Origin of the sequence: Flavobacterium sp. Sr18 (assembly GCF_011064265.1) — a bacterium.
Lineage (GTDB): Bacteria > Bacteroidota > Bacteroidia > Flavobacteriales > Flavobacteriaceae > Flavobacterium > Flavobacterium petrolei.
Genome location: NZ_CP049329.1, coordinates 1,695,120 through 1,717,673 on the forward strand (window position 1 = coordinate 1,695,120; position 22,554 = coordinate 1,717,673).

Annotated in this window: 26 protein-coding genes; 12 read left to right on the forward strand and 14 right to left on the reverse strand. The window is 34.5% G+C overall.

The window, feature by feature from the left end; translation table 11 throughout:
- Positions 1–19 precede the first annotated feature (19 nt).
- The 6 genes from rplM to G7A72_RS07505 all read left to right on the forward strand — a co-directional run bounded on the left by rplM (position 20) and on the right by G7A72_RS07505 (position 4,306).
- On the forward strand, positions 20–475 hold the full coding sequence (gene rplM / locus G7A72_RS07480; RefSeq protein WP_073204674.1) for a 50S ribosomal protein L13: 456 nt from the start codon (positions 20–22) through the stop codon (positions 473–475).
- On the forward strand, positions 475–861 hold the full coding sequence (rpsI, locus tag G7A72_RS07485; RefSeq protein ID WP_113634047.1) for a 30S ribosomal protein S9: 387 nt from the start codon (positions 475–477) through the stop codon (positions 859–861). The genes rplM and rpsI overlap by 1 nt, the downstream gene beginning before the upstream one ends.
- 220 nt (positions 862–1,081) lie before the next feature.
- The gene (gene rpsB, locus G7A72_RS07490) at positions 1,082–1,879 is read left to right on the forward strand and encodes a 30S ribosomal protein S2 (RefSeq protein WP_165152011.1); all 798 of its coding nucleotides are present in this window, start codon (positions 1,082–1,084) and stop codon (positions 1,877–1,879) included.
- 110 nt (positions 1,880–1,989) lie between these two features.
- A complete protein-coding gene (gene tsf / locus G7A72_RS07495; protein ID WP_165152012.1) occupies positions 1,990–2,952 on the forward strand; it encodes a translation elongation factor Ts in 963 nt (320 codons plus the stop codon).
- Between the two features lie 136 nt (positions 2,953–3,088).
- On the forward strand, positions 3,089–3,742 hold the full coding sequence (locus tag G7A72_RS07500) for a queuosine precursor transporter (protein ID WP_165152013.1): 654 nt from the start codon (positions 3,089–3,091) through the stop codon (positions 3,740–3,742).
- 3 nt (positions 3,743–3,745) lie between these two features.
- A complete protein-coding gene (locus G7A72_RS07505) occupies positions 3,746–4,306 on the forward strand; it encodes a DNA-3-methyladenine glycosylase I (RefSeq protein ID WP_165152014.1) in 561 nt (186 codons plus the stop codon).
- A 61-nt stretch (positions 4,307–4,367) separates the two neighbouring features.
- Here G7A72_RS07505 and aat read toward each other — a convergent pair whose 3' ends face one another.
- The 3 genes from aat to G7A72_RS07520 form a co-directional block, all read right to left on the reverse strand.
- Positions 4,368–5,006 carry a leucyl/phenylalanyl-tRNA--protein transferase gene (gene aat / locus G7A72_RS07510; RefSeq protein WP_165152015.1) on the reverse strand — a complete coding sequence of 213 codons (639 nt, stop codon included), beginning with the start codon at positions 5,004–5,006 and terminating at the stop codon, positions 4,368–4,370.
- Positions 5,007–5,108: 102 nt separating this feature from the next.
- Positions 5,109–5,489, reverse strand: coding sequence for a DUF3127 domain-containing protein (locus G7A72_RS07515; RefSeq protein WP_165152016.1), 381 nt, complete (start codon positions 5,487–5,489; stop codon positions 5,109–5,111).
- 24 nt (positions 5,490–5,513) lie between these two features.
- Entirely contained in the window at positions 5,514–6,395 is an 882-nt protein-coding gene (locus G7A72_RS07520) for a flavin reductase family protein (RefSeq protein ID WP_165152017.1), read from the reverse strand.
- Between the two features lie 173 nt (positions 6,396–6,568).
- Between G7A72_RS07520 and G7A72_RS07525 the strand changes: the two genes are divergently transcribed.
- Positions 6,569–7,717 (forward strand): PAS domain-containing sensor histidine kinase, encoded by a 1,149-nt coding sequence (locus G7A72_RS07525; RefSeq protein WP_165152018.1) that lies wholly within the window; start codon positions 6,569–6,571, stop codon positions 7,715–7,717.
- Here the strand turns inward: G7A72_RS07525 and G7A72_RS07530 are convergent.
- From G7A72_RS07530 to greA, 3 genes are all read right to left on the reverse strand, one after another.
- Entirely contained in the window at positions 7,714–8,886 is a 1,173-nt protein-coding gene (locus G7A72_RS07530; protein WP_165152019.1) for a transglutaminase domain-containing protein, read from the reverse strand. The two genes, G7A72_RS07525 and G7A72_RS07530, sit on opposite strands and share 4 nt — an antisense overlap.
- A 99-nt stretch (positions 8,887–8,985) precedes the next feature.
- Positions 8,986–9,375: an HIT family protein gene (locus G7A72_RS07535; protein WP_165152020.1), complete on the reverse strand. Its 390-nt coding sequence runs from the start codon at positions 9,373–9,375 to the stop codon at positions 8,986–8,988.
- A gap of 34 nt (positions 9,376–9,409) precedes the next feature.
- Positions 9,410–9,886, reverse strand: a complete 477-nt coding sequence (gene greA, locus G7A72_RS07540; protein ID WP_113634059.1) for a transcription elongation factor GreA — start codon at positions 9,884–9,886, stop codon at positions 9,410–9,412.
- Between the two features lie 162 nt (positions 9,887–10,048).
- Between greA and G7A72_RS07545 the strand changes: the two genes are divergently transcribed.
- A complete protein-coding gene (locus G7A72_RS07545; protein ID WP_165152021.1) occupies positions 10,049–10,462 on the forward strand; it encodes a hypothetical protein in 414 nt (137 codons plus the stop codon).
- Positions 10,463–10,524: 62 nt separating this feature from the next.
- Here the strand turns inward: G7A72_RS07545 and G7A72_RS07550 are convergent, their stop codons facing one another.
- The 6 genes from G7A72_RS07550 to G7A72_RS07575 all read right to left on the reverse strand — a co-directional run bounded on the left by G7A72_RS07550 (position 10,525) and on the right by G7A72_RS07575 (position 17,422).
- Positions 10,525–12,678: a TonB-dependent receptor gene (locus tag G7A72_RS07550; RefSeq protein ID WP_165152022.1), complete on the reverse strand. Its 2,154-nt coding sequence runs from the start codon at positions 12,676–12,678 to the stop codon at positions 10,525–10,527.
- A gap of 237 nt (positions 12,679–12,915) precedes the next feature.
- Positions 12,916–13,317: an alternative ribosome rescue aminoacyl-tRNA hydrolase ArfB gene (gene arfB, locus G7A72_RS07555; protein WP_165152023.1), complete on the reverse strand. Its 402-nt coding sequence runs from the start codon at positions 13,315–13,317 to the stop codon at positions 12,916–12,918.
- A gap of 13 nt (positions 13,318–13,330) precedes the next feature.
- Positions 13,331–15,451, reverse strand: coding sequence for a DUF4301 family protein (locus tag G7A72_RS07560; protein ID WP_165152024.1), 2,121 nt, complete (start codon positions 15,449–15,451; stop codon positions 13,331–13,333).
- Positions 15,406–16,035: a nicotinamide riboside transporter PnuC gene (gene pnuC / locus G7A72_RS07565; protein ID WP_165152025.1), complete on the reverse strand. Its 630-nt coding sequence runs from the start codon at positions 16,033–16,035 to the stop codon at positions 15,406–15,408. The genes G7A72_RS07560 and pnuC overlap by 46 nt, the downstream gene beginning before the upstream one ends.
- Before the next feature lie 4 nt (positions 16,036–16,039).
- Positions 16,040–16,756: a geranylgeranylglyceryl/heptaprenylglyceryl phosphate synthase gene (locus G7A72_RS07570; RefSeq protein WP_165152026.1), complete on the reverse strand. Its 717-nt coding sequence runs from the start codon at positions 16,754–16,756 to the stop codon at positions 16,040–16,042.
- A gap of 36 nt (positions 16,757–16,792) precedes the next feature.
- Positions 16,793–17,422: a 4'-phosphopantetheinyl transferase superfamily protein gene (locus G7A72_RS07575; RefSeq protein WP_165152027.1), complete on the reverse strand. Its 630-nt coding sequence runs from the start codon at positions 17,420–17,422 to the stop codon at positions 16,793–16,795.
- 251 nt (positions 17,423–17,673) lie between these two features.
- Here G7A72_RS07575 and ahcY point away from each other — a divergent pair, with 251 nt between their 5' ends.
- The 3 genes from ahcY to G7A72_RS07590 all read left to right on the forward strand — a co-directional run bounded on the left by ahcY (position 17,674) and on the right by G7A72_RS07590 (position 20,159).
- The gene (gene ahcY / locus G7A72_RS07580) at positions 17,674–18,990 is read left to right on the forward strand and encodes an adenosylhomocysteinase (protein ID WP_165152028.1); all 1,317 of its coding nucleotides are present in this window, start codon (positions 17,674–17,676) and stop codon (positions 18,988–18,990) included.
- Positions 18,991–19,468: 478 nt separating this feature from the next.
- Entirely contained in the window at positions 19,469–19,807 is a 339-nt protein-coding gene (locus tag G7A72_RS07585; RefSeq protein WP_165152029.1) for a DoxX family protein, read from the forward strand.
- 7 nt (positions 19,808–19,814) lie between these two features.
- A complete protein-coding gene (locus G7A72_RS07590) occupies positions 19,815–20,159 on the forward strand; it encodes a DoxX family protein (RefSeq protein ID WP_113664977.1) in 345 nt (114 codons plus the stop codon).
- 118 nt (positions 20,160–20,277) lie between these two features.
- Here the strand turns inward: G7A72_RS07590 and rpmA are convergent, their stop codons facing one another.
- Positions 20,278–20,544 (reverse strand): 50S ribosomal protein L27, encoded by a 267-nt coding sequence (rpmA, locus tag G7A72_RS07595; protein ID WP_086453627.1) that lies wholly within the window; start codon positions 20,542–20,544, stop codon positions 20,278–20,280.
- 23 nt (positions 20,545–20,567) lie between these two features.
- Complete coding sequence (gene rplU / locus G7A72_RS07600; RefSeq protein WP_091259317.1) at positions 20,568–20,990, reverse strand: 50S ribosomal protein L21; 423 nt, start codon at positions 20,988–20,990, stop codon at positions 20,568–20,570.
- A gap of 237 nt (positions 20,991–21,227) precedes the next feature.
- Between rplU and G7A72_RS07605 the strand changes: the two genes are divergently transcribed.
- Positions 21,228–22,553, forward strand: a complete 1,326-nt coding sequence (locus tag G7A72_RS07605) for a pitrilysin family protein (RefSeq protein ID WP_165152030.1) — start codon at positions 21,228–21,230, stop codon at positions 22,551–22,553.
- Position 22,554: the final 1 nt, after the last annotated feature.

Below are 22,554 nucleotides of genomic sequence, written 5' to 3' on the forward strand. Positions count from 1 at the left end.
GTTTAATTAAAAATATATTATGGACGCATTAAGCTACAAGACACAATCAGCAAGCAAAGCCACAGTTACAAAAGAGTGGATTGTTGTAGATGCTGATGGTCACAACTTAGGTCGTCTTGCTTCAAAAGTCGCTATGATTTTGAGAGGTAAGTACAAGCCAAGTTACACACCACACGTGGACTGCGGTGATAACGTAATCGTTATCAACTCAGAAAAGATCAACCTTACAGGTAACAAAATGGACGAAAAGACTTATATTCGTCACACAGGTTATCCAGGTGGTCAAAGAACTTTAACTGCTAAAGTATTGCAAGCAAAAAACCCTGCATTATTAGTAGAGAAAGCTATTAAAGGAATGTTACCTAAAAATAAATTAGGTGCTGAACTTTTTAGAAATTTAAATGTTGTTGTAGGATCAGAGCACAAACAAGGCGCTCAAAAACCTAAAACAGTTAACCTTAACGATCTTAAGTAATGGGAGTAATTCACAAAATTGGTAGAAGAAAAACGGCTGTTGCACGTGTTTATGTTTCGGAAGGAACAGGAGTAATCGTTGTGAACAAAAAACCATTCGAAACTTATTTCCCAACTGCAACTTTACAGTACAAAGTATTACAACCGATGTCTATGACAGAAAATGTAAGCAACTTTGACGTAAAAGTGAACGTTTACGGAGGTGGTTCAACTGGTCAAGCAGAAGCTGTAAGAATGGCATTAGCACGCGTTATGTGTGAAGTAAATGCTGAAAACAGAGGGATATTAAAACCACAAGGTTTATTAACAAGAGATCCAAGAATGGTTGAACGTAAGAAATTCGGTCAGAAGAAAGCTCGTAAGAGATTCCAATTCTCTAAACGTTAATATTCAATCTGGATTTAATTCAGATTCTCACGTTCATAGACTGGTTTTATTATCAGCTTAAACGAAAAAGATGCTGAAATAAATTCAGCATAAAAATTTTAAAAAAAACAGTTGTTGTTGCTCTCCTACCGAGGTAGGAAATAGTTTAGCATCTAAATGTATAAAGCCGAGAAATCGCCATTTATGCATTGCTAATCAACAGAACGTAAACTAGAACAAAATGGCAAACAAAGTAGAAGTAAAAGACTTACTAGAAGCAGGTGTTCATTTCGGACACATGACTAGAAAATGGGATCCAAACATGGCTCCTTACATTTATATGGAGCGTAATGGTATTCACATTATCAATCTATATAAAACTGCAGCAAAAATTGAAGAAGCGAATGACGCTTTGAAAAAAATCGCTGCATCAGGTAGAAAAATATTATTCGTTGCTACCAAAAAACAAGCAAAAGACATCGTTGCTGAAAAAGCAAAAGCTGCAAACATGCCTTACATCACTGAAAGATGGCCTGGTGGAATGCTAACTAACTTCGTAACTATCCGTAAAGCTGTTAAAAAAATGGCTACTATTGATAAAATGAAGAAAGATGGTACTTTCATGACTCTTTCTAAAAAAGAGCGTTTACAAGTTGATCGTCTTCGTGCTAAATTAGAGAAAAACTTAGGTTCAATTGCTGACATGTCAAGACTACCAGCTGCATTGTTCGTAGTTGATATCAAAGCGGAACATATCGCAATAAAAGAAGCACAAAAATTAAACATTCCAGTTTTCGCTATGGTGGATACTAATTCTGACCCAAGAGAGGTTGAATTCGTAATCCCATCTAACGATGATGCTTCTAAATCAATTGATAAAATTTTAACTTTAGTTACTGCTGCAATTGTTGAAGGACTTTCTGATAGAGGTTCTGACAAAGAAGGTGAAGCTACTGCTGAAGTTGTTGCTCCTGCTGCTGAAGCTGTAGAAGCTACTCCTGCTGTAGAAGCTGCTGCGCCAACTGCAACTGAAGAATAAATAAAATAAATTTAAAGATTGAAGGATTTAAAGATTAAAAATTATTGATTGTAGAATTAATAATAAGATCCTTAAATCTTTCAATCTTTTAATCTTTAAATAAAAAAATTATGGCAACAATTACTGCTGCAGACGTAAATAAATTAAGACAAACTACAGGTGCCGGAATGATGGACTGTAAAAAGGCTTTAGTTGAAGCTGATGGAGATTTTGACAAAGCTATTCAAAACCTTAGAGAAAAAGGACAAAAAGTAGCTGCTAACCGTTCTGACCGTGAATCTTCTGAAGGAGCTGCTGTATCTTTTATTAATGCAGACAAAACTAAAGGAGCTATCATCACTTTAAACTGTGAGACAGATTTCGTAGGTAAAAACGAAGCTTTCGTAACTTTAGCTAAAGAATTAGTTGAAAGAGCGATTAACTACTCTTCTAAAGAGGAATTTTTAGATTCAGATTTCAACGGAATTACTGTTGCTGAAAAACTAATCGAGCAAACTGGAGTAATTGGAGAAAAAATTGAAATCGGTGGTTTTGAAATTTTAGAAGGTGCTTTCGTTGGATCTTATGTTCACGTTAACAAAATTGCTGCTTTAACTGCAATATCTTCACCAATTGCTAATGGCGACGTTTTAACTAAAGACATCTCTATGCAAGTTGCTTCTATGGGAGCTGATACATTATCTTATAAAGATTTTGACCCATCTTTCGTTAATTCTGAACTTGCTGCTCGTATTGCTATCATCGAAAAAGAAAATGAAGAAGCAAAACGTTTAGGAAAAACATTAAAAAATGTTCCTAAATACATTTCTTTCTCTCAATTAACTGAAGAAGTTTTAAAACAAGCTGAAGAGGATGCTAAAGCAGAATTAAAAGCTGAAGGTAAACCAGAACAAATTTGGGATAAAATTATCCCTGGAAAAGTTCAACGTTTCATCTCTGACAATACTACCTTAGATCAAGAGAAAGCCTTATTAGATCAAAACTTCATCAAAGATGACAGTAAAAAAGTTAGCGATTATGTTAAAGGATTCAACGTTGAGATTACAGGTTTCAAAAGAGTTACTTTAGGATGATTTATTGCGAGGAACGAAGATCACAATAGTGAATTTCACAACCCGAATTTATATAAAATCCCATCTTATTTGAAAAAACGAGATGGGATTTTTCTTTTAAAATTAAAACCCTAAATTTGAAATTTAATTTTCATTTATGTTCAAAACCAAAAAAGAGCTTGTCTTTGTTATTCTAGCCGGAATCTTTATCACTAATGCTGTTACTGCAGAACTCATCGGTGGAAAACTGATACAAATAGGTCCCTTTGTAATGAGCATCGGTATTTTACCTTGGCCTATTGTTTTCCTGACAACTGATTTAATCAATGAATATTTTGGAGAAAAAGGAGTAAAGAAATTGTCTCTAATCACAGCTGGTTTAATCGCCTATTCGTTCCTTATTTTACTTTTTGCGATCAATATACCCGCCGCAAAAGGAATAAGCCCAGTCAACGATGAGCAGTTTTTTGCCGTTTTTGGACAAAGTATGTGGATTATCGTTGGAAGTATCATTGCATTTCTAGTTTCACAATTGATTGATGTAACTGTTTTTTGGTTTTTCAAAAACCGCACAGGAAACAAAAAAATATGGCTCAGAGCCACAGGATCGACAATTATTTCGCAATTATTCGATTCTTTTATTGTTTTGGGAATTGCTTTTTGGTTACCTGGAAAAATAAATTTTGATACTTTTATCACATCTGCAATTACCGGGTATACTTTTAAACTCGGAATTGCTATTCTCTTGACTCCTTTAATTTACTTAGGCCATTATGTTATAAAAAACTATTTAGCCTCTGAAAAAGAATAAAAAATGGAAGAAAAAACAAGATGTAAATGGTGCGTTGGAATTGATATTTACGAAAAATACCATGATGAAGAATGGGGAGTTCCAGTTTATGAGGATCAAAAAATATTTGAATTTTTAATCTTGGAAACTTTCCAAGCAGGATTAAGTTGGATTACAATCCTTAAAAAGAGAGAAAACTTCAAACTAGCTTTTAATGATTTTGATTATAAAAAAGTAGCGCTTTATAACGAAGATAAAATTCAGGAATTGTTATTAGATGCGGGAATTATCCGCAATCAATTAAAGGTTCGCGCAGCCGTTTCGAATGCCTTAGCGTTTATGAAAATACAAGAAGAATTTGGAAGTTTTTCAAATTACATTTGGAAATTTACTGATGGAAAACCAATTCAAAACAACCGACAATCCTTAAAAGAAGTTCCTGCAACTACTCCACTTTCTGATGAGATAAGTAAAGATTTAAAAAAACGCGGATTCAAATTCGTGGGTTCCACCGTGATTTATGCACACATGCAGGCCACTGGAATGGTTGATGATCATGTAGCCGATTGTTGGAAGAAAAGCTAGTTTGCGTTTTATAGTAACAGTTTCCCACAAAATAGAATCATACAAATTCGAAATATGAATATTATATACTTTTCAGAATTTCCATAAAAGCGGTTCTGTCAATTTCCCTGCAACCCAAACTTTCAAGATGCGGATTGTAAACTTGACAATCCAGCAGTTTGTAATTTTCTACTTTTAATTGGTGAACCAAAGTTATAAAAGCCACTTTGGAAGCATTTGAAACTTTTGAAAACATACTTTCACCACAAAAGATGTGACCTAAATCAATTCCATATAAACCCCCAACCAAAACCTCATCTTGCCAAACCTCAACTGATTTTGCTATGCCTAACTCGTACATTTTACAATAGGCTTCAATCATGTCATTCGTAATCCAAGTTCCGTTTTGACCGTCACGTTCTATGTTTTGACAATTAGAAATTACGTCCCTAAAATTCTGATTGAAAGTCACCTTAAAACTATTCCGATTCAGGATATTTCGCATACTTTTAGAAACTACCAATTCATCCAGAAACAAAACCATTCTTGGGTTTGGTGACCACCACATAATAGGTTCACCATCTTCAAACCACGGAAAGATACCGCTTTTATAAGCAAGTTGTAAACGTTCGGGAGATAAATCACCACCAATGGCTAGAATTCCATCGCGGTTGGCCTGGTCAATAGGAGGAAAAAATAAGGCTTGAGATAAATAATACATTTTTTAATTTCAAAAATCAATGGCAATTTCAAAAAAATAAAAAAGTCAGAAATTCAAGTAAAACTCAAACTTCTGACTTCTAAATTATAACTTTTTTATCTTTTAGAATGGCAAATCGTCAGCTTCTTCTTCGTTTAAGTTTGTTGCTGGTGCAAAAGCTTCAGCAGCAGGCATAGGTGGCATTTGTGCAGCAGAAGGAGCATCAGCTTGCAATTTTCCAATTCTCCATCCTTGAATAGTGTTGAAATAAACTGTTTCCCCTTGAGGATTTGTCCATTCTCTACCTCTAAGATTAATATCAATTTTTACTGGCTCACCTACTTGAAAACTGTTCAATAAGTCACATTTATCTTGAACAAACTGAACTAGAATATGTTGTGGATACTGCTCATCGGTTGTAACAACTACATCTCTTTTTTTGAAACCTCCAGATCCAACTTCTTTAGTTTGATCGATCATTTTAATTTTTCCTGTAACTTCCATCTTCTCTGTTTTAATTGTTTTGCTCTATTTTTTTTTCTCTGCCAAAAGTACTTTCCATGCAGAAGAAACATCATTGGCATTCAAATATTTTTTGGCTTCAAGATGCACTTTATCAGCATCATCGGAACTTAAAACTCCTTTTACCGCAAAATTTTGCTGTACAAATATACTAACTTCTTCTGGTGTAGGCAAGGCTTCTACATTCCCTAACATTCCTAAATCATTTCCATCAAAAACCGAACTTTCTTTTATAAAATTCGGAATTGCATCTACTCCAATCCCTAACGTAGATAACGGTTTTGGCACTTCAAAAAGTCCTTGATTTGATCTCGAATACCAATTGCCACCTAATCTGGAAACTAAGTCAATTTTATATTGGTCGATTGCTCCATTTTCGTCTAAAACAGATTCGTCAATATGTATTCGCAAAACTTCGCAAAGCACTAAATTTCCTGCTCCACCTTCTGTTCCTAGTGGAATAATCTGCGTCACTTTGCATTCAAATTGAACAGGCGATTCTTTCACTCGAAACGGTTTTACCACTTCTGAAGCAATTGGCGTCAAGCCTGATTTTAAAAACTCATCCACACCATCAGCATACTCCGTACTTGCCAGAGAAATCTGTTGTACCATATCATAATTTACGACATTGATTACAACTTCCTTAGTAGCTTCGGCATTGATTAACGTGTGTTTTATCGAATTGTCACGAACCCGTCTCGCCGGTGAAAATATCAAAATGGGTGGATTTGCACTGAACACATTAAAGAAACTAAAAGGCGACACATTAGGATTCCCTTCCGCATCCATGGTACTAGCAAAAGCAATGGGTCTTGGCCCAACAGAACTCTGCAGATAACCTTGTAATTTAGCCGTTTCAATACTTTTAGGATCAATCGTAATCATATTTTTTATTTTTTTTCTGAAGATACAAAAGTAGACAAATCGAATCAGTTTTTGAAGGAGTACAACAAATTAGAATAAAATTAACTGTCGATTTTTTCTAAAAAAAATTCTTTGTCTAAAACTAAAATACAACAGGATTTATTTCGTTATATTTATCATTCAAATTTTCATTTATGCAGTTTTCTGAAAGAAGAAATACAACCCGTTGGATCATAATTTTTGCCTCTTTTTTAATCATTTCACTGATCCTATGGAACACCTACACTTTTTTTCAAATCTTCAAAAATGAAGAACGATTAAAAATGAATCTTTGGGCTCAAGCTCAAAAAACACTAATTAATGCCGGTGAAAATACCGATGTTGAACTTCCTCTTCAAATTTTTAGTGACAATACTTCGATTCCTATTATACTTACAGAAAATGATAGCATCATAAATACCGTAAATATTGACGAAGCTATTGTAAAAAACAAAAAAAAGGCATTTGCTTTTTTACATGATTTAAAAAGTGAAAATGAGCCCATTGTCATTGAATATGTCCCGGGAAAATTTCAAAAACTCTTCTACGGAAACTCGGCTTTACTGAATAAATTAAAATATTACCCCGTTGCTTTGGTGCTGATTATTGTGCTTTTTGGCGGTTTAGTTTACAATTTTTACCGAAGTACCAAAATGGCGACGCAAAACAAACTTTGGGCCGGAATGGCTAAAGAAACCGCACACCAAATAGGAACACCGCTTTCTTCCTTGATTGGCTGGGTTGAACTATTGAAATCTGAAAATGTGGACGAAAGCACGACTTTTGAAATTGAAAAAGACATTGAACGTTTGCAAACCATTACCGATCGTTTCTCGAAAATAGGATCAGAACCCAAATTAGAAAACAAAGATATTGTCTCAGAAACGCTTCAGTCTTACGACTATTTGCAATCCCGATTTTCCAAACAAATTGAGTTTTCATTCAAAGCACCAAAATCGCCAATTATGGTGTCTCTGAATCCCACTTTACACAGTTGGACAATCGAGAATTTGGTGAAAAACGCTATCGATGCGATGAAAGGAAAAGGAAAATTAGCTTTAGAAATTGAGCAAGAAGGCCACTATGTAAAAATAAACGTTTCAGATACAGGCGGTGGAATTCAGAAAAAACAATTCAAAAGCATTTTTGAACCTGGTTTTACTACCAAAAAAAGAGGTTGGGGATTAGGCCTTTCATTAACCAAAAGAATCGTGGAAGAATACCATAAAGGAACCATAAAAGTGCTGAATTCCGAAATTGGAAAAGGAACAACGATGCAAGTCAGTTTTAAAAAAGTAATTTAATTCAACGGAACACCAAACCAAGTAACTTTAGAGAACATTGTTTTTCTGACTATTTTAGACTTGCTCAAATAATTTTTTACAAACAACGAGTGTTCTTCGGCTTGCGCCAAAGCTGCTCCAATTGATTTTTTAATGGATGACACATTAGATGCATTTTGACTACCAACAGAACCTACGCTGTAAATATTGTTCTGGCAATTGACCAGTTTCTCTTTTGGTGTTTCAATCATGCTGCTAATTTCATCATCTGATAAAGCAGGTTTGAACTTATTGTTTCTGTAATGAATAAAATCATTCAATAGAATAACTGCCAGATTCATTTCATTCACAATGGTATTCAATTTTTCAATATTTGTATTTTGTCGCAGATAAGTCAACTGTTGCTTTTTTCCTTCGTAACGCTCCAAAATCATGGCGTTTTTCAATCCATTTTTCTCTATTCTTTCTGCCGAAGCAAATAATTGATCCTCCTCAGATAATGCATTATATTTGATGATTTCTTTCTCGAAATCAAAGTATTTCTTAGTTTTATTGATTTGAATTTTCCCTTTATAAAACTCCGTATTGGTAATAGGATAATTCGAAAATTGCCACAAATAGTCAAATGGAATATGGGAAGCAATTATTGTAGCAGGAACTACCTTAAAATAATAATTGTTTAATTTTTTTGAAAACCTACCATTATTTACATAACCGGAACCCCAAGTTGGATCAAATATATACCACTTTTTATCAACTTTTGCAGCGGCCCAAGCATGAGCTAAGTCACTTACTTTTCCATTTTGCTTTGTATAGCCTTCAATTATATAGGATTGAATTCCTGTTTTTTGCGAAAGCTCATTGAAAACCACTGCATAATGAATACAAACCCCTTTTTTAGTTCTTAACGTCTTTGCGATTTGTTCCTGTTCGGTTTCATTGAAATTTACGGAAAACATATTAGCAACATCATAGCTGATATTGGATGTAGTCCAATAAAAAACAGCTCTAATTTTATCCGTTTCTGTTTTGAAATTAGCGTTGATGTAGTTTGCAATTGCTTGTGTAGAAGTTGTTGCATTTGCAGGGATTGCCGCCATTTTAGTATCAACTGCTGCATATCCGGAATTTGCCTGTCCAAAACTAAGCAAGGAGAAAAAGAAAGAAAACAACAAAAAAATTTTTTTCATAATATATAATGTAGGCTTGATAAAGTAGAAAAGGGAACAGGTTTACACCTATTCCCTTTTAAACGAAAACCATACCAAATTATTTTATTTATTCAACTATTATAAATTGGTTTTTATGCTTGCCGCCAAAGCTTCAAATTCGTCTTTGGATAACGTTACTTTATTTTGAAAACGCATTTCATCCATTTCATTCAACGGAATCAAATGAACGTGCGCATGGGGAACTTCAAGTCCTACAACTGCCATCCCAATACGTTTGCACGGAACTGTTTTCTCCAGAGCGACAGCAATTTTTTTAGAAAATTGCATTAACCCTAGATACAAATAGTCTTCCATCTCAAAAATCTTATTAATTTCTTGTTTTGGAATACAAAGTGTGTGTCCTTTTGCATTTGGATTTACATCCAAAAAAGCCAAGAAGTTTTCATCCTCAGCGATTTTGTAACACGGAATTTCTCCGTTTATGATTTTGGTAAAAATACTTGACATGTTGTATCGATTAATCGTTTGAACCTTTAACTATTTAGTCGCGAGATATTTCCAAAATTTCGAATTTCAAAACACCGTTCGGAACTGTGATTTCAGCAAATTCACCCACTGATTTTCCTAGCAAACCTTTCCCAATTGGTGAGGTCACAGAGATTTTTCCAGTTTTCAAATCGGCTTCACTTTCCGCGACTAATGTATAGGTCATCTCCATACCATTAGTTTGGTTCTTGATTTTTACATTCGATAAAACCAATACTTTAGAAAGATCTAAATGAGATTCATCAATTAATCTGGCATTGGAATGCACTTCTTCGAGCTTAGCAATACGCATTTCAAGCATTCCTTGCGCTTCCTTAGCCGCATCATATTCGGCATTCTCTGAAAGATCACCTTTATCTCTTGCTTCAGCTATATCCGCAGATGCTTTAGGACGCATTACGCTCTTTAAATAATCCAATTCTTCTCTTAATTTTTTTAACCCTTCTGCCGTGTAATACGATACTGTACTCATAAATTCCTCATTTATATAAATAGAAAAAATCCCATCAGGACGGGATTTCTTTCCACAAAGATACTATTATTTTTTTTTCGCTTGTAAATATATGTTAATCATATATATTTCAAAGTTAAATAAATTAAATTTGTTTCACTAATACTTTGACACTATTTTAAAATGAAAAAATACGCACTTCTTTTTCTTATTATTCCATTCTTTTTATCGTGCAGTGATTCCGGTATAAACAACTCTAATCCATTTGTTCCAAATTATACTTTCACAATAGATGTCAATCTGAATTTACCTGCGTATTCTAATTTGAAATTCGTTAGTAATGCAGTTTATATTTCTGGAATAGGCGCACGAGGTTTGATTATTTTTAATACTGGCAGCGGTTATAATGCTTTTGATGCTGCTTGCCCTAATCAAACGATTAGTGCTTGTTCTACAATGACCATAAATGGCATCAATGCCGTTTGCGGCTGCGATAATTCTGAGTACAGCTTATTCACCGGACAAGGACCTTTACAATACCCATTGAAACAATACCGAGTTCAAGTTAATGGAAATGTGCTTCGGGTTTATAATTAAAATCAAAAAAAATCCTGACAGTTAAACCATCAGGATTTCTCCATTAAAAGTAAATCATTATTCTAAAACTTCAACGTCAAACCGGCAAGGAAATTAATTCCCGCTTGTGGGTAATAGTATGGGTATATATCATACATATAGCCGTTAGAAACGTATCTCTTATCTAAAAAATTATTCACTAAACCCGTCAACACAATTTCTTTGAAGATGGTTTTAGGTTTAAAAGTATAGGCAACATTTAAATCATTGACAAAATAATCAGCCAATTTTGCAGCCGGTAATTCGATGTTGTTCATGTATTGTTCCCCGACGAATTTTTGCATCCATGAAATATGAAGATTTTCAATAGGGGTGTAAACCAAAATATTTCCCGCAATAATTGATGGCGAATACGCAATATCTGTTGTGCCGTAATCCTGACCTTCTACCGCTAAATCCGTATTTTTATTAGCACTCAAAGTAAAATTAGGACGAATAATCAATTGATCTGTCAACGCTATTGTGGCATCAACTTCCAGTCCTAAACGATAACTTTTTTCACTGTTAGAGCGTATTGGAGCACCTACATCATCTAAACTCCCTGTCAAAATCAATTGATCTTTATAGGCCATATAATACACATTCGAATTAAATTGTACTTTTTCCGAAACGTATCTCCAACCCAATTCAAAGTCATTCAACTTCTCCGGCTTTACGTTTCCGCCTTCATAATCACTCCTATTAGGTTCACGATTGGCTCTGGCGTATGACAAATACACGGAATTTCCAGAATTGATTGTGTAAGTTAATCCCGTTTTAGGGTTAAAGAAATTAAAAGTATCATCCACAAGTGTTGGCTGAACGCCATTGGCTTTGTAATTGACTGATCTATATTGCAAATCTCCAAACAAACTTAATTGCTCCGTGATTTGGTAATTGGCTTTAGCAAAAACATTTCCATCCGTTTTATTGGCATAATCATCATAATAACGATTTCCTAACTCACTCTGAGAAGCAAATCGTGCCCAAATGACTTTTCCAAAATGGTCGCCTTCATACTTGTTCCAACCACCTCCAAAAATCAAATCCAGTTTTTCATCCTTATAATTAGCAGAAAAAGTAGTTCCATAAAAATCATTTTCCAACCATTTCTGACGCACTAAATCCGTTGTTGAAACTGCACCAACGGGCTGTAATCCATAATCGGCAAAATCAGCATCTTCTTTATAGTTTTCATAAAATCCTTTGCCTTTTGTGTAATGCAACGCAAAATTCGTACTCCAGTTGTCGGATATTTTTTCGTTCCAAAGCAATTGCGAATGATCTTGCTGGTAATTATCGGTTTCATTGTCATAGAAACGAGCATTTCCTTGTTCGTCCGTGAAGGCACCTGCTGAATTAAACGCTCGGTCATTTTTTAGCGTTTCACCATCTATTCCGTTCCAAGATTGGTACGTTTTTTCGTTCCCACCAAAAACTAATGCTTTTATCAAAGTAGTTTTGCCCACATACGTTCCCTGAAGAAAATACGATTTCAAATCAGATGCTCCGCGATCTACAAATCCGTCCGACTTAATCGCTGATAAACGTCCCGCAATTTCAAAATGATCATTCATCAAACCCGTACTGAATTTTACAGTGTGCTTTCTGGTATTAAAACTGCCCACCGAATTTGAGACTTCACCCGAGCTATCTTTGGCAAAATTATCCGTCAACATGTTTAAACTCGCCCCAAAAGCCCCGGCTCCATTAGTAGAAGTTCCTACACCGCGTTGCAATTGCAAACTCTCTACCGAAGAAGCAAAATCAGGCATATTCACCCAAAAAGTTCCGTGACTTTCAGAATCATTGTAAGGAATTCCATTGATGGTAACATTTACACGTGTTGCATCGCTACCACGAACCCGAATTCCGGTGTATCCCACTCCATTTCCAGCGTCAGATGTAGTAACAACTGACGGTAAATAATTCATCAGAATAGGAATATCCTGTCCTAAGTTTCGGAATTTGATTTCCTTTTTGCCTAAATTACTAAAACTAACCGGCGTTTTTGTCGTAACCCGCACTGCTGACACCAAGACTTCATCAAGTTGGTTTAATTTCGTAGTGTCTTTTACTTGAGCAAAAGAGAGAAAAGAAAATAGAGAAAAGAAAATAGAAAATAGACGAATCGAAAGTATGTTTGATAGTTTCGCCTTTCCGCCTTTGCGGCTTGTAAAATAAAATAAAGTATTCATCCGTAAATAAGGTTACGAATAAAAGGGGGAATTATTCCTTTTGTTAAATTAATAAATGATTGTTTCCTATGACAAATAGATAGTGTGCACGCTATTTTTTTGTCATTTTTTCCCTTAGCGACATTACTCGCTCAGGTTCGTTGGGTATGATCTCAGCTCGTTATTTAGAGCACCCCTTTGAGACAGCGCAAAACTAATTATAAATTGTGAATTATAAATTATGAATTGGAATAAATTTTAAAAATCAGGTTTTCTACGTGTCTTTTTAATTTCAGAAATGTTCTTTTTATCCTTTATTCGCTTTCTAATGACAGATTTAGGGATTCTGGTGGGCTTTCTTTCCTTTGGAACAAGCAATGCATTTTTTATCAGTTCCAAAAATCGCTTGGTCACAATTTCTTTATTTCTAAACTGACTTCGGTCTTCATCACAGTTCAAGATTAAAACAGCATCAGTAGTCAATCTAGAAGATAATTTAGTTTCAACCAAAAGTTTCTCTTCTTCTGTTAAAGCCTGAGAATGGTGCAAATCAAAACTCAACACCACCTTCGAGGAAACTTTATTTACGTTCTGACCACCGGCTCCACTGCTGCGGACGGCTTTAAAACTTAATTCGGATATGATTTTTTCAATTTCCATTGCAGTTAAATTTTCAGGACTGGTGTGCTGGTTTTAATAAATCATTTACTGTTTTTACTGGATTAAAAGTAATCAAAGGAACCTGAACAAATACAGTCAACCAGTTTGCCATTGCGCCGTTCCATAAACCCGGTAATTCATATCCTTTAATATTTTTGCCTGCTACATTTTTCGCTACAATAAAACCACTATTATTATCCACGAACAGAGTCAGATCAAACTTCTCTTTTTTGTAATTTTTAATACCACAAACTAAATCAACTGGATTGAAATGGGTGGCAGCATTCAGAATTATTTTTTGATTGTCATTAGCCAAATCAACTTGGGAACTTTCTACAATTTGTAAGGAGACCGTACCTTGACTATTTCGCACCCAAAATGGCCCTCCTCCTGGCTCCCCTTCATTTTTTACCATTCCACAAACACGTATTGGTCTGTTTAAAATAACTTTTACTTCCGTGATTTTATTTTCCAAACTGTACGTATGAAAAGTTTCCTTCATTGTAATATTTAACTTTTCCTTCAAAAAAAGAATAATTTCATATATCAAATCGGGTTCAATTGATGCAACATCCAAAGCATTTAAACAACTAAAAACCTGCTGTTGAATCGCCAATAATATTCCCGCTAATCCTTTTTTATACAAAGAAATTTTCTCTACATTGTTTTGAATTACATTGTCAATATTTTTGATAAAAACAATATCAGCTTCCAAATTATTCAAATTCTCAATCAAAGCGCCGTGGCCTCCAGGTCTAAAAACTAATTGTCCATTTTTATCCCGGAACGGCTTATTTTTCATAGTTACCGCAAGCGTATCTGTGCTTTTATTTTGATACGAATAATTAACATTTATTGTCACGTCTGATTCCTTTTCAATTTTAGATTTAATAGAATCAACAATGTCTTCAAATTGCTTTTGATGTGATTCTGAAATCGTAAAATGCAAATGGGAACCATTATCAGCACTCGAATAATGAGCACATTCCCACAAATGTTCTTCGACTGGAGTTGCAATATGGGTTTTATATTTATGAAAAGGAAGAATCCCTTTAGGTTGATTTGCAAAATCAAAATGATCTGCTGACAGCAGAAATTTTATGAAATAATAATTTTTCAAACTTCGATCCATAGTATCAAAATCAGTAAATTCAGCTCTCAGTTGCTTGTCAACTGCTTCAAAAAAAGGAAATTTTTCCAATCCTACTATAAAAATAGAAAGCTTACTTGCTTTTTTTCGATTGATGTACGCGTTTATCGATTCATTTTCTATGTCAAATTCAGTCAAAAATTCAGTCAAAAATTTAAACATTCTACTAGCAGCACCAGATGCAGGAACAAATTTATTTAACATCAAGTTTGATTTATTTGCATCAAAAAAACCGGCTTTTTCTTGAAAATCTTTCTCAGATAATTTCAAAATCCCGTTAGATATGGATGCAGGCTCAATTAATTCCGTTTTAGGAATTCCGTTTTTAAAAAAATCTAACTGCTCGACAATATTTTCAAGAGGAATTTCATTGTTGTAGATTTGAACAAAATCAGCCGATGAAAATCCTAATTCTCTAGCTTTAGTCAAATTATCAATTATAGCAACTGCCTTTTTTAGTCGCAAGTCCTTGTCTCCCGAAAGTGTTATAAATGGTTTATTATTATCGATTAAAGATTGCTTAAAAATCGTAAAAATAGATTTTCTACCCTCAGCTTTGTCTCTTAAATCATCTCTTTCCCAAGGCACATCAATATCAGTCAGAAAAAACAAATCATATTCATGTTCGCAAGCTGCTTGATGAATCAAAGCGTCACAATGATTATAATACACTTCCGAAAAAACCTTGGTCACCATTAAATTCGTGTCACAAAAAAGATATTTATTGGCAATCAGTGTTCGCTCGTTTTCTAATGTAGTTTGACCATAAGCAATGGGTAGCATGTCATCAAGAGTGCATATTTGCTGACTTGAATTCCACTTTTCCTGAAGATAATCGCGTGCAAATTCTGGAACCCAGTCGGTTTTATAATATTCCGCAAGCTGTCTGGCCAATGTAGTTTTGCCAGTGCTTTCGGGACCAAATAAAGCTATTTTAATTATTTTTGTAGCTCCGTTTGAGAGCTGTCTGAGATTTTCTTCCATTCTAAATAGCCAAAAATGGCAACTATGGTAAATACTATATATTGAAAACTGGTAAAAGTATAGCCTTTTGCAAAATACAACGGAATGGAAATTACATCTCCAATAATCCAAAATATCCAATTCTCTACTTTTCTTTTGGCCATGAGCCACATTCCGACAAAGAAAATCCCTGTAATAAATGTATCTACATACGCGTACCAAGTAGTAAATTTTCCGAAATAATGATATACCGAAACCACAAAGGCTACGGTAAATATAAAAAGAATTATCGCAATTCGTTTTTCAGAACTCGAAATTTTTGAAATGGGGAATTCTTCAGTATCTCCTTTTTTCCGAGTCCAATGGTACCAGCCATAAATACTCATTACAAAATAATAGCCATTGATCATCATATCGCCCCACAAAGTCCATTTCCATAGTAAATACACAAATATTGAGGTACTTACTAATCCGGTTGGGAAAACTAAAATATTATCTTTTTTGGCGTACCAAACGCTTAATAATCCAAAGATGACAGCAACAATTTCTAAAAAAACATCTAATGTTGGGTATTGGCTGTATTGCGAAAAAAAATAATCAATCATTCAATTATACGTTAAAAAAGTTATTATCATTTTCAAAAGCAGTTCCTATAATTACTAAATCGGCTCCGGAATCATAAGCGTTTTGAATTCCTTGCAAATCTACAATTCCGCCACCAACAAGTAACGGAATTTCAACATTTTGAGCAACTAATGCAATCATTTTCAGCGGAACAGCCTGTTTAGCACCACTTCCCGCTTCCAGATAAATCAACTTATTGCCTAACATTTCCCCTGCTTGTGCCGTTGCTAGTGCTAAATCAAGATTATTTCTATCTAAAGGCTGGGTTTTACTCACTCTTTCTACGGCTGTTTCAGTTCCACTTTCAATCAAAATATATCCTGTTGAAATGACTTCGAGTTTGGTTTTCTTTAAAATGGGAGCTGCTTTTACCTGATGTTCAATCAGAAAATCCGGATTGCGACCAGAGATTAACGACAAAAACAAAATCGCATCGGCTTTATCTGAAATTTGAGATGGGTCTCCGGGGAAAAGAACAATGGGTAAATCACAATTTTGCTTGATTTCTACAATCAATTCGTCTTGAATATTTGTTGTAACCTGGCTTCCGCCAATGAAAATATGCGTTGCCGGTGATTGGTCTATTTTTAAAATTAGTTCTGCTACAGTGTTCAAATCAATTTTATCAGGATCAAGAAGGATAGCTAATAATTTTTGATTATTCCTTTTGGCTTGTATTATTTGGCTGTATAGGTTCTCCATAAGTTTTACCGCTAATTAGCAAATTTGCGGTTTGTTTTAATTTTCGAAGGCATAAACTAAAGTAAATCCTTCTATTTCTTCAAAATGAATTTTGAAATCTTTTACTAAATTATCAAAATGAAGTTCAGCGATAGTTTGCTTACTTTCTAGTTTAAAATCGCAGACACTTATATGATTTTTGAAACTGATTCCTTTTTCATTTCTAATTTTGAAAATAGCTTCTTTAACACCCCAAATAACAGTTAGTTTTCCGATGTATTCCTCACTCTCCAAATCCAAAAACTGAAATTCCGAATCACAGAATTTATCAGCGATTCGGATGATTTTGCTCCGTTGTAATTCGATGTCGATTCCCACGGTTTCATCACTGATGATAATTGCCGAAAAATTATGGGAATGCGTTATCGAAATGTGTTTTTCTCCTTGAAGATGTGGTTTACCGAATTGATCATAAAACAGATCTAAGTCCGTGTGGCCAGCTTCTTGTAATAACTTACGAACACTAAGAAATGCGCGTTGGTGCATCTCTGATTTCATTCCGTCAAGGCGAATGCGATTGCTATCGTTTAAGACGACTTGTTCTAATAATTCCCCATAGGATTCGGTTACTTTCCAAACGAGAATTTGAGTTCTAGAATTAATATGTATCGTTTTGTAAAGTGGCATCGTGTTATAGTTTCGTTTTTTAGCCCCGGTAGCAGTGGCATCCTTTTTTCACGCTTTTTTGCGTGTAAAAAGATATAGCGAATAACGGGAAATAGCTCCTGAAACCAAAACAAGTTCAGCTTCAAGAAATTATTTAGTTAATGTTCAAAAGATTAGCGAATTAAACAATTCATAAATCTTTTAGAAAATAGTTAAATTCTAAAGTTATTCCGTAAATTTGCAAAAATTTTTACAATACAAATATACTATAAATGAGTACATCGACTATGCCTTTTGTGGCTTTCAAAGTTAAAGACATTTCTCTAGCAGCTTGGGGAAGAAAAGAAATTGAACTAGCAGAAGCTGAAATGCCAGGTTTAATGGCGCTTCGTGCGGAATATAAAAACGAACAACCACTTGCTGGCTCTCGTATTGCAGGCTGTTTGCACATGACAATTCAGACTGCGGTTTTGATTGAAACGTTGATCGCTCTTGGTGCTGAAGTGACTTGGAGTTCTTGTAACATTTTTTCTACTCAAGATCAAGCTGCTGCTGCAATTGCTGCTGCAGGAATTCAAGTTTATGCTTGGAAAGGTTTGAATGAGGAAGACTTTGACTGGTGTATTGAGCAAACATTATTCTTTGGTGAAGATAGAAAACCATTGAACATGATTCTTGATGACGGTGGAGATTTGACTAACATGGTTATTGACCGTTACCCGGAATTAGTTGCTGGAATCAAAGGATTATCTGAAGAAACTACAACTGGAGTTCACAGATTATACGAAAGAGTAAAAGCGGGAACATTGCCAATGCCTGCTATCAATGTGAATGATTCGGTTACTAAATCGAAATTTGATAACAAATACGGTTGTAAAGAATCAGCAGTTGATGCGGTTCGTCGTGCAACTGATGTTATGCTTGCTGCAAAAAGAGTAATCGTTTGTGGTTACGGTGACGTAGGTAAAGGAACTGCAGCTTCTTTTAGAGGTGCTGGTTCTATTGTTACAGTTACTGAAATTGACCCAATTTGTGCGCTTCAAGCTGCAATGGACGGTTTTGAAGTAAAAAAATTAGATACAGTTATTGCTACTGCTGATATTATCATTACTACTACTGGAAATAAAGATATCGTTTTGGGCTCTCATTTCGAAAAAATGAAAGACAAAACTATCGTTTGTAACATCGGACATTTTGATAATGAAATTGATATGGGTTGGTTAAATACAAACCACGGTGCATCAAAAATTGAAATCAAACCACAAGTTGATAAATATACAATCGCTGGAAAAGACATCCTTATCTTGGCTGAAGGTCGTTTAGTAAACCTTGGTTGTGCTACAGGTCACCCAAGTTTTGTAATGAGTAACTCATTTACAAACCAAACTTTGGCTCAAATCGAATTGTGGAAAAACAGCGCGGCATACAACAATGACGTATATATGTTACCAAAACATTTAGATGAGAAAGTAGCAATGTTGCACTTAGCTAAATTAGGTGTTGAATTAGAGACTTTACGTTCTGATCAAGCGGATTATATTGGAGTTCCTGTTGAAGGTCCATTTAAACCAGAATATTACAGATACTAGTCTAGAATTAGTTTTTTAGATTATTAAATTTTTAAAACCCTTGCAGTCCCGAAGTTTCGGGAGCAAGGGTTTTTTGTTTTTATTCTTTAAAAAATTGCATTATAAAACGTTTTTGGGTTAATTGAAGTAAAATATTCTAAACCAAAAAGTAATAATACAACAGCAACAAACTAATATTAACTACCATAATTCAAAAAAGACACTGAGATGCGATATTATTAACATTAACGCTGTGCACATCTTACTGACAAACAAACTTTCAGACGGGAAGTCTACCTTATGCTAAACGTAAATTCTAGTAACCTCAGCTAGATCTGAAGCTAACTATTAATGAACAAACACTATTTCCTAAGAAATATACACCACAACCCAGTTCTAATTTAAGTTTATGGTATCTTTGATTACTTAAAAAATTTAAAAGAATTTCTTTGTTTGAAGAACTCCCTATAAAGCTTGTAAAAACCTTAAAAATAAAATTATGAATACTTATACCATTATCGCCCAACTTGTAATAGCATTGTCTGTAGGTTATGTTTGGATTTTTAGATTTGATAACATTGTAAAAGAATTTAAACAATACGGACTTTCTGATTTGACACGAAATATGGTAGGTGCTTCAAAAATAGTGTTAGCAACATTATTAGTAACTGGAATATGGTATCCAGAACTCGTTTTTATCCCTGCTCTTTTAATGGCTTTTTTAATGGCTTCGGCACAGTTTTTTCATTTCAAAGTAAAAAATCCATGGATCAAACACCTTCCTTCGTTACTACTTTTGGCAACATCTCTTTTTGTGGCACTATACGTTTCCAAATAATCAAAATATGAGTTACCTAGATATACTTATTTTATTTTCAGCAACTTCTTTTCTTATTTACGGAATAGCTTATTTTGTATCAACGAACATGAAAAATGAGTTTAAGCGATTTGGACTTGAAAAATTTGGTCCATTAACAGCTTTTTTAGAATTGGCGGGAGCTATTGGTTTGTTTATTGGCGTTGGCATTAAGAACAACACTATCTTGCTTCTGGCCTCAGGAGGGCTGGCTTTGTTGATGCTTCTTGGTACTGGAGTTCGCATCAAGATGAAAGATTCTTTATTAATATCTTTACCAGCGTTTTTTTATTTCGTACTTAACACCTACATTTTGTATAGGACTTTAATGTAAACCTATTCGAAATGGTTTTATTTATTACCAAAATACTATTTAATCAGAATTCAAATTAAAATAAAAAACCCGTCTCGATAAAAATCGAAACGGGTTTTTAAATAATTGAGAAAATCAATTATGCTTCAACTTCGAATGGAAGTATAGAAACATAAGATTTGTTATCTCTTTTCTTTTGGAAGAAAACAACTCCATCTACTCTTGCGTGTAGGGTGTGATCTTTACTGATGTAAACATTTGCACCTGGATTATGTTTTGAACCTCTTTGTCTTACGATGATGTTCCCAGCAATAGCAGCTTGACCACCAAATATCTTAACGCCTAAACGTTTTGATTCTGATTCTCTACCATTCTTAGAACTACCGACACCTTTCTTGTGAGCCATGACGTATTAGTTTTATTTTGTTATTATTCTTGAGTATCTTCTTTTTTAGCTTTAGCTACCTTTTTCTTAGGAGCTTCAACTTCTTCTGTAGTTGCTTCAGCTGCTGCTTTTTTAGGAGCCGCTTTTTTAGCACCAACACCAGTAATACCTTCAATTACAATTTGAGTAAGATATTGTCTGTGACCATTTCTCTTTTTGTATCCTTTTCTTCTTTTCTTTTTGAAAACGATAACTTTATCTCCTTTTAAGTGTTGTAACACTTTAGCTTCTACTGAAGCACCTTCTATAGCTGGGGCGCCTAAAGTGATAGTTCCGTTATCATCTAATAAAAGAACTTTGTCAAAAGAAACTTTTGAACCTTCTTCATTAGTCAAACGGTTAACATAAACCTTTAAGTCTTTGCTTACTTTGAATTGTTGCCCTGCTATCTCTACGATTGCATACATACTGAATTGTTTTAATAATTTTTAAGGTTGCAAATATACAATTAAATATTTACCTCGCAATTTGTTGAAGAAAAAAAATATTTTTTACGCCAGAATTCCTTATTTAAGACGCTTTTGAACCAAATTTACGAAAGAACATGATGAACTAGTGTTAAATTTCCCACACCGAACTGCTTTTGATGTAACAAAAATCTAAAAGCACTACAAATAATACATATTAACAAAATTATTAACCTTATGAAAAATTCATTAATGGCTTTAGGTGCTTTGTTTATGCTGGGAGGAGTCGCTTCTGCGCAAAAAGTAGCTTTTGAGGAATACAAATTAGACAATGGCTTGCATGTGATCTTGCACAACGACCCATCTGCTCCTACCGTTATTACATCAGTAATGTACCATGTGGGTGCCAAAGACGAAAATCCAGAGAGAACTGGTTTTGCTCACTTTTTTGAACATTTATTGTTTGAAGGAACTGAAAACATCAAACGTGGTGAGTGGTTTAAGATTGTAACTGGAAACGGTGGTGTAAATAACGCCAACACTACTGATGACAGAACCTATTATTATGAAGTTTTCCCTTCTAACAACTTAGAATTAGGTTTATGGATGGAAGCAGAAAGAATGTTACACCCAGTAATCAATCAAATTGGTGTTGATACCCAAAACGAAGTAGTAAAGGAAGAAAAAAGACTTCGTGTTGACAATCAGCCTTACGGAAACTTTTTAGCGGAAGTAAAAAAGAATATCTTCACAAAACACCCGTATCGTTGGGCAACTATTGGTTCTATGAGCCATTTAGACGCCGCAACTTTAGAAGAATTCCAAGCTTTCAACAAGAAATTTTACATTCCTAACAATGCTGTTTTGATTGTTGCCGGTGATTTCAAAAATGAACAAGCCAAGGAATGGATCCAAAAATATTTTGGACCAATCAAAAAAGGTGCTGCTATCCAAAGAGAAACATTTGTTGAAGAACCAATTACTCAAACCATAAAAGCAAAATTTGAAGATGCTAATATCCAGATCCCTGCAATCGTAGCAGCGTATAGAACGCCATCTATGAAAACCAGAGACGCTAGAGTATTGGACATGATTTCTTCTATTTTAAGTGATGGAAAAAGTTCAAGATTATACAAGAAAATAGTTGATGACAAGAAAATGGCCTTACAAATTGGTGCATTTAGCAACAGTCAAGAAGATTATGGAAGCTACATCATTTACGGTTTGCCACAAGCTCCAAATACTGCCGAGAATATTCTTGCCGAAATTGACTTGGAAATTGCAAAACTACAAACAGAATTGATTTCTGAAAAAGATCTACAAAAGTTACAAAATAAATTCGAAAACCAATATGTAAACAGCAACTCGACCATTGACGGTATCGCTGACAACTTGGCTTCTTATCATTTGTTATACGGTGATGTAAACTTAATCAACACCGAAATCGAAATCTACCATTCTATCACTCGTGAGGAAATCAGAGATATTGCCAAGAAATATTTAAATCCAAACCAAAGATTAGTTTTGGATTATGTTCCATCTAAAGACAAAGCTCAAAACTAAG

Excerpts from the sequence above, each read along its gene's own strand:
- rplM (WP_073204674.1), top strand. The coding sequence starts at position 20 with ATGGACGCATTAAGCTACAAGACACAATCAGCAAGCAAAGCCACAGTT.
- rpsI (WP_113634047.1), top strand. The coding sequence starts at position 475 with ATGGGAGTAATTCACAAAATTGGTAGAAGAAAAACGGCTGTTGCACGT.
- rpsB (WP_165152011.1), top strand. The coding sequence starts at position 1,082 with ATGGCAAACAAAGTAGAAGTAAAAGACTTACTAGAAGCAGGTGTTCAT.
- tsf (WP_165152012.1), top strand. The coding sequence starts at position 1,990 with ATGGCAACAATTACTGCTGCAGACGTAAATAAATTAAGACAAACTACA.
- G7A72_RS07500 (WP_165152013.1), top strand. The coding sequence starts at position 3,089 with ATGTTCAAAACCAAAAAAGAGCTTGTCTTTGTTATTCTAGCCGGAATC.
- G7A72_RS07505 (WP_165152014.1), top strand. The coding sequence starts at position 3,746 with ATGGAAGAAAAAACAAGATGTAAATGGTGCGTTGGAATTGATATTTAC.
- aat (WP_165152015.1), bottom strand. The coding sequence starts at position 5,006 with ATGTATTATTTATCTCAAGCCTTATTTTTTCCTCCTATTGACCAGGCC.
- G7A72_RS07515 (WP_165152016.1), bottom strand. The coding sequence starts at position 5,489 with ATGGAAGTTACAGGAAAAATTAAAATGATCGATCAAACTAAAGAAGTT.
- G7A72_RS07520 (WP_165152017.1), bottom strand. The coding sequence starts at position 6,395 with ATGATTACGATTGATCCTAAAAGTATTGAAACGGCTAAATTACAAGGT.
- G7A72_RS07525 (WP_165152018.1), top strand. The coding sequence starts at position 6,569 with ATGCAGTTTTCTGAAAGAAGAAATACAACCCGTTGGATCATAATTTTT.
- G7A72_RS07530 (WP_165152019.1), bottom strand. The coding sequence starts at position 8,886 with ATGAAAAAAATTTTTTTGTTGTTTTCTTTCTTTTTCTCCTTGCTTAGT.
- G7A72_RS07535 (WP_165152020.1), bottom strand. The coding sequence starts at position 9,375 with ATGTCAAGTATTTTTACCAAAATCATAAACGGAGAAATTCCGTGTTAC.
- greA (WP_113634059.1), bottom strand. The coding sequence starts at position 9,886 with ATGAGTACAGTATCGTATTACACGGCAGAAGGGTTAAAAAAATTAAGA.
- G7A72_RS07545 (WP_165152021.1), top strand. The coding sequence starts at position 10,049 with ATGAAAAAATACGCACTTCTTTTTCTTATTATTCCATTCTTTTTATCG.
- G7A72_RS07550 (WP_165152022.1), bottom strand. The coding sequence starts at position 12,678 with ATGAATACTTTATTTTATTTTACAAGCCGCAAAGGCGGAAAGGCGAAA.
- arfB (WP_165152023.1), bottom strand. The coding sequence starts at position 13,317 with ATGGAAATTGAAAAAATCATATCCGAATTAAGTTTTAAAGCCGTCCGC.
- G7A72_RS07560 (WP_165152024.1), bottom strand. The coding sequence starts at position 15,451 with ATGGAAGAAAATCTCAGACAGCTCTCAAACGGAGCTACAAAAATAATT.
- pnuC (WP_165152025.1), bottom strand. The coding sequence starts at position 16,035 with ATGATTGATTATTTTTTTTCGCAATACAGCCAATACCCAACATTAGAT.
- G7A72_RS07570 (WP_165152026.1), bottom strand. The coding sequence starts at position 16,756 with ATGGAGAACCTATACAGCCAAATAATACAAGCCAAAAGGAATAATCAA.
- G7A72_RS07575 (WP_165152027.1), bottom strand. The coding sequence starts at position 17,422 with ATGCCACTTTACAAAACGATACATATTAATTCTAGAACTCAAATTCTC.
- ahcY (WP_165152028.1), top strand. The coding sequence starts at position 17,674 with ATGAGTACATCGACTATGCCTTTTGTGGCTTTCAAAGTTAAAGACATT.
- G7A72_RS07585 (WP_165152029.1), top strand. The coding sequence starts at position 19,469 with ATGAATACTTATACCATTATCGCCCAACTTGTAATAGCATTGTCTGTA.
- G7A72_RS07590 (WP_113664977.1), top strand. The coding sequence starts at position 19,815 with ATGAGTTACCTAGATATACTTATTTTATTTTCAGCAACTTCTTTTCTT.
- rpmA (WP_086453627.1), bottom strand. The coding sequence starts at position 20,544 with ATGGCTCACAAGAAAGGTGTCGGTAGTTCTAAGAATGGTAGAGAATCA.
- rplU (WP_091259317.1), bottom strand. The coding sequence starts at position 20,990 with ATGTATGCAATCGTAGAGATAGCAGGGCAACAATTCAAAGTAAGCAAA.
- G7A72_RS07605 (WP_165152030.1), top strand. The coding sequence starts at position 21,228 with ATGAAAAATTCATTAATGGCTTTAGGTGCTTTGTTTATGCTGGGAGGA.